This is a genomic window from Streptomyces niveiscabiei, from assembly GCF_001419795.1.
Taxonomy (GTDB): domain Bacteria; phylum Actinomycetota; class Actinomycetes; order Streptomycetales; family Streptomycetaceae; genus Streptomyces; species Streptomyces niveiscabiei.
This window is the reverse complement of record NZ_LIRL01000315.1, coordinates 1-3,997: the sequence shown is the minus strand read 5'-3', so window position 1 is coordinate 3,997 and position 3,997 is coordinate 1. Positions and strand designations below refer to the sequence as shown.

Below are 3,997 nucleotides of genomic sequence, written 5' to 3'. Positions count from 1 at the left end.
GTCGGCGGGCTGAGGACAGCCATGGTCTCGCCGACGCACACGACGTCCGGGGGGAGGTGCACGGAATCGTCCTTCACGTGTCCAGTACGCGGTGCAGGAACTGCTGGGTCCGCGGCTGTGCCGGGTTCGCGAACACCTCCCGCGGCGGCCCCTGTTCGAGGACGACACCGCCGTCCATGAAGACGACCCGGTCGGCGGTGTCCTTCGCGAACCGCATCTCGTGGGTGACGACGACCATGGTCATGCCGTCCTCGGCGAGGGACCGCATGACGCCGGTGACCTCGCCGACCAGCTCGGGGTCGAGCGCGGAGGTCGGTTCGTCGAAGAACATGACGCTGGGGTCCATGGCGAGGGCGCGGGCGATGGCGACGCGCTGCTGCTGGCCGCCGGAGAGCTGGGCGGGGTAGCTGGCGGCCTTGTCGGCGAGCCCGACGCGGGCGAGCGCGGCCCGGCCGCGTTCCTCCGCGTCGGCCTTGTCGAGGCCGCGGACCTTGCGCAGGGCGAGGGTGACGTTGCCGAGTGCCGTCTTGTGCGGGAACAGGTTGAACTGCTGGAAGACCATCCCGACGTGCCCGAAGATCTCGGGGGCGCGCCTGCGGTCGTGCAGCGGGACGCCGTTCACCCACACCTCGCCGCCGTCCGCGCGCTCCAGGTCGCACATGATCCGCAGCAGTGTGGACTTGCCGGAGCCGCTGGCGCCGATGAGGACGACGACCTCTCCGGGTTCGACGTCGATGTCGACGCCCTGGAGGACGTCCAGGTCACCGAAGCGCTTGCGCACCCCGGACAGGGAGATCCGCGCGGTGGTCATACGGGGAGCGCCTTTCGTTCCATGCGCCGCACGAGCAGCGACAGCGGGTAGCAGACGGCGAAGTAGAGGGCGGCGACGGCGAGGTAGGAGGTGGCGGGGTCGCCGGAGCGGTCGATGACGGCCTGCCCCTGGCGCAGGAGTTCGACGTAGCCGATGACGACGGCGATCGACGTGTCCTTGATGAGGGACAGGTACTGCCCGACGAGCGGCGGCAGGACGATCGTCCGGGTCTGCGGCAGGACGACGCTGACGAACGTCCGCGCCCGGCCCAGCCCCAGCACGCGCGCCGCCTCCCACTGTCCGCGCGGCACGGCCTCGATCCCGGCGCGGAAGATCTCCGCGATGTAGGCGCCCTGGTAGAGGGTGAGGGCGACGAGGGCCGCGCCGAAGACGGTGAGCCCCATCGGGGCGATGTAGGCGATGCCGAAGTACAGGAACAGCATCTGGATGAGCAGCGGCGTCCCCCGGAACACCTCCAGGTAGACCCGGCCGAGCTGGGCGAGGACGGGTACGCGGCTGGTGCGTACGGCGGCGACGAGCACGCCGAGGAGGGTGCCGGTGCCGATCGCGGCGAGGGACAGCAGGACGGTGGACCTGAGGCCGTCGAGGTAGAGCTCGCGGTTGGACCACAGGAGCGAGAAGTCCATGTCACGCCCCCTTCAGCAGCAGGCGGCGTACGGCGCGGCGCCTCGGGGCGGGCTTCAGCGGCGGCCGGAACGCCACGCGGCCCACGAGCCCTGCGGCGAGCGCGACCGCGTTGGTCAGCACCAGGTAGAGGACGGCCGCGATCCCGAAGACCTGAACGGTCAGCAGGGTGCGGGAGTTGACGACCATCGCCGTTCCGGTCAGCTCGGGCACGGAGATCGCCGAGAGCAGGGAGGAGCCGAGGATGATCTGGACGAGCTGGCCCACGACGGCCGGGTAGACGTTGCGCAGGGCCTGCGGGAGGACGACGTGCGCGAAGGTCCGTACGGGGCTGAGGGCCAGGACTTTCGCGGCCTCCCGCTGGCCGTCCGGTACGGCGTCGATGCCGGCGCGGAAGATCTCGGTGAGGTAGGCGCCGACGTTGACGCCGAGGGCGAGTACGCCTGCTTGTACGGGAGTCAGGCGCAGGCCCGCCGAGGGCAGGACGAAGTAGGCCACGAACATCTGGAGCAGCACCGGGGTGTTGCGCAGGACCTCGACGTACACGGCCGCCGGAGCGCGCAGGGCGAGGTGGCGGGAGCGGCGGGCGAGGGCGCCGAGGAGGCCGAGGGCGAAGGCCAGCGCGAAGGCGGCCAGGGAGAGTCGCAGGGTCAGCCAGGCGGCGTCCAGGTACGTGGACCAGTCGCGCAGGGCGTAGCTCCAGTCGACGAACATGTGAACCCCCTTGTCAGTAGGCCGGGTTGAGCGGGAAGACCCGCTGGACGCCGAACCACTTCCGGTAGAGGGCATCGGCCTCGCCGGAGGTGTTGAACTCCCGCAGCCAGGTGTCGACCCACTGGGTCCAGGTGGCGTCGCCGAGGGGGAGGCCGATGCCGTTGTATTCGAGGGGGACGACCGAGTCCTTCGTGACGGTGAGGGAACTGTCCTTCTTGGCCTGGAAGTTGAGGAAGTTGGAGTCCTCGACCATGGCGTCCGCCTGGCCCTGCTTGACCGCGAGGACGGCCGAGGAGGAGCTGTCGTACTCCTGGATCCTCGCCTTGGGGTTGGCGGCCTTGACCGCGTCGCCGTTGGTGGAGCCCTTGGTGACGGCGACCGTCTTGCCGGTCAGGTCCTTCAGGGTCGCGATGTGGCTGGACTTCTTCACGAGGAGGACCTCGCCCGCGACGACGTACGGGTCGCTGAAGTTGACCTGCTTGGCGCGTTCGGCGGTGGTCGTGAAGTTGCAGACGACCGCGTCGACCTTCCGGGTCTGGAGGTTGGGGATGCGGTTCGCGGAGGTGGTGTCGACGATGTGGACCTTGACGCCGAGGGCCTTCGCCATCGCGGTGGCCACGTCGACGTCGTAGCCCTGGGGCTTGTTGTCCTTGTCGAGGGACCCGAAGGGCGGGAAGGTCAGGCAGCTCGCGACGTTCAGCGTGCCGCGCCGGATGACCTCCTGGAGGGCGGAGGACTGGGCGCCGCCGGTGGCCGCGCTGACCGAGGTGCAGGCGGTGAGGGATGCGGCGGTGGTCACACCGGCACAAATCATCAGGAGTGGGCGGGTACGGTGACGGAATCTCGGCACGGGGGCTCCCTTCCGGGAGGGGATGCGGTGCGGCGGGGTGTTTTGCAGTGCAGAATTTGATTTCACATTGCACGGCTTGGCGTTGCCGAGAAATTAGCCCCGTCCCCGATCGGCGTCAATGCCGGATTTCAATATGTAACATTCCGTTTTGCAGTGCAGTACGTTAGGGTCTGCCGCGTGACCTCCGAGACCCCCCGCAACTCCTCCTCGTCCCTGCGCCGCGCGCTCGCCCTCCTCATGTACCTCGCCGAGGACGACAGCCACCCCCAGGGCACGACCCTCACCGACCTCGCGACCGGGCTCGGCATGAGCAAGAGCACGGTGCTGCGGCTCGTCGCACCCCTGCGCGAGACCCGCCTCGTCGACCAGGACCCCGAGAGCGGCCACTACCGCCTCGGCCCGCAGAACGCCCTCCTCGGCCAGGTCTACCTGGAACGCCTCGACATCCGCCGCACGGCCTCCCCCCTCCTCCACCAGCTCGCCCAGGACGCCCGCGAGGCCGTCCACCTGGTGAGCTTCGATCCGCCGGAGATCGTGTACATCGACAAGGTCGAGAGCCCGCAGGCGGTCCGCATGCACTCCCGGGTCGGGGGACGGCAGCCGGCGTACTGCACGGCCACGGGGAAGGCGTTCCTCGCGCACGCGCCGGACGCGGTGCTCGACGAGGTGCTCGCGGCGGGGCTGCCGCAACGCACCCCGGCCACCCTCACCACCCCGGCGCGGCTGCGCGCCGAGCTGGACTCCGTCCGGGAGCGGGGGTACGCCGTCGACGACGTCGAGAACGAGCTGGACATCCGCTGCGTGGCCGCGCCGGTGTTCGGCCACAACGGCACGGTCCTCACGGCGATCAGCGTCTCCGGCCCGGCGTCCCGGGTGACGCACGAGCGGCTGCCGGAACTGGCGGGACAGGTGATGGAGGCGGCTCGGGCACTGACGGAGAGGCTGGGCGGGGTGGGGGGACGGGAGAGGTGAGGGGG

Annotated in this window: 5 protein-coding genes; 1 reads left to right on the top strand and 4 read right to left on the bottom strand. The window is 70.1% G+C overall.

Translation table 11 applies throughout. The features are described from left to right. Positions 1 to 73: 73 nt before the first annotated feature. Genes AOK24_RS16350 through AOK24_RS16335 form a run of 4 tightly spaced genes read right to left on the bottom strand, consistent with a single transcriptional unit; the run spans position 74 to position 2,969 of the window. Positions 74 to 811 carry an amino acid ABC transporter ATP-binding protein gene (locus tag AOK24_RS16350; RefSeq protein WP_055720811.1) on the bottom strand — a complete coding sequence of 246 codons (738 nt, stop codon included), beginning with the start codon at positions 809 to 811 and terminating at the stop codon, positions 74 to 76. Then, the gene (locus AOK24_RS16345) at positions 808 to 1,458 is read right to left on the bottom strand and encodes an amino acid ABC transporter permease (RefSeq protein WP_055720810.1); all 651 of its coding nucleotides are present in this window, start codon (positions 1,456 to 1,458) and stop codon (positions 808 to 810) included. Before AOK24_RS16345 ends, AOK24_RS16350 begins: the two co-directional genes overlap by 4 nt. Position 1,459: 1 nt before the next feature. Then, the gene (locus tag AOK24_RS16340) at positions 1,460 to 2,170 is read right to left on the bottom strand and encodes an amino acid ABC transporter permease (protein WP_055720809.1); all 711 of its coding nucleotides are present in this window, start codon (positions 2,168 to 2,170) and stop codon (positions 1,460 to 1,462) included. 13 nt (positions 2,171 to 2,183) lie between these two features. After that, positions 2,184 to 2,969 carry an ABC transporter substrate-binding protein gene (locus tag AOK24_RS16335; protein ID WP_079056840.1) on the bottom strand — a complete coding sequence of 262 codons (786 nt, stop codon included), beginning with the start codon at positions 2,967 to 2,969 and terminating at the stop codon, positions 2,184 to 2,186. 228 nt (positions 2,970 to 3,197) lie between these two features. Here AOK24_RS16335 and AOK24_RS16330 point away from each other — a divergent pair, with 228 nt between their 5' ends. After that, positions 3,198 to 3,992, top strand: a complete 795-nt coding sequence (locus tag AOK24_RS16330) for an IclR family transcriptional regulator (protein WP_063799460.1) — start codon at positions 3,198 to 3,200, stop codon at positions 3,990 to 3,992. The last annotated feature ends 5 nt before the right edge of the window (positions 3,993 to 3,997 follow it).

Excerpts from the sequence above, each read along its gene's own strand:
- AOK24_RS16350 (WP_055720811.1), bottom strand. The coding sequence starts at position 811 with ATGACCACCGCGCGGATCTCCCTGTCCGGGGTGCGCAAGCGCTTCGGT.
- AOK24_RS16345 (WP_055720810.1), bottom strand. The coding sequence starts at position 1,458 with ATGGACTTCTCGCTCCTGTGGTCCAACCGCGAGCTCTACCTCGACGGC.
- AOK24_RS16340 (WP_055720809.1), bottom strand. The coding sequence starts at position 2,170 with ATGTTCGTCGACTGGAGCTACGCCCTGCGCGACTGGTCCACGTACCTG.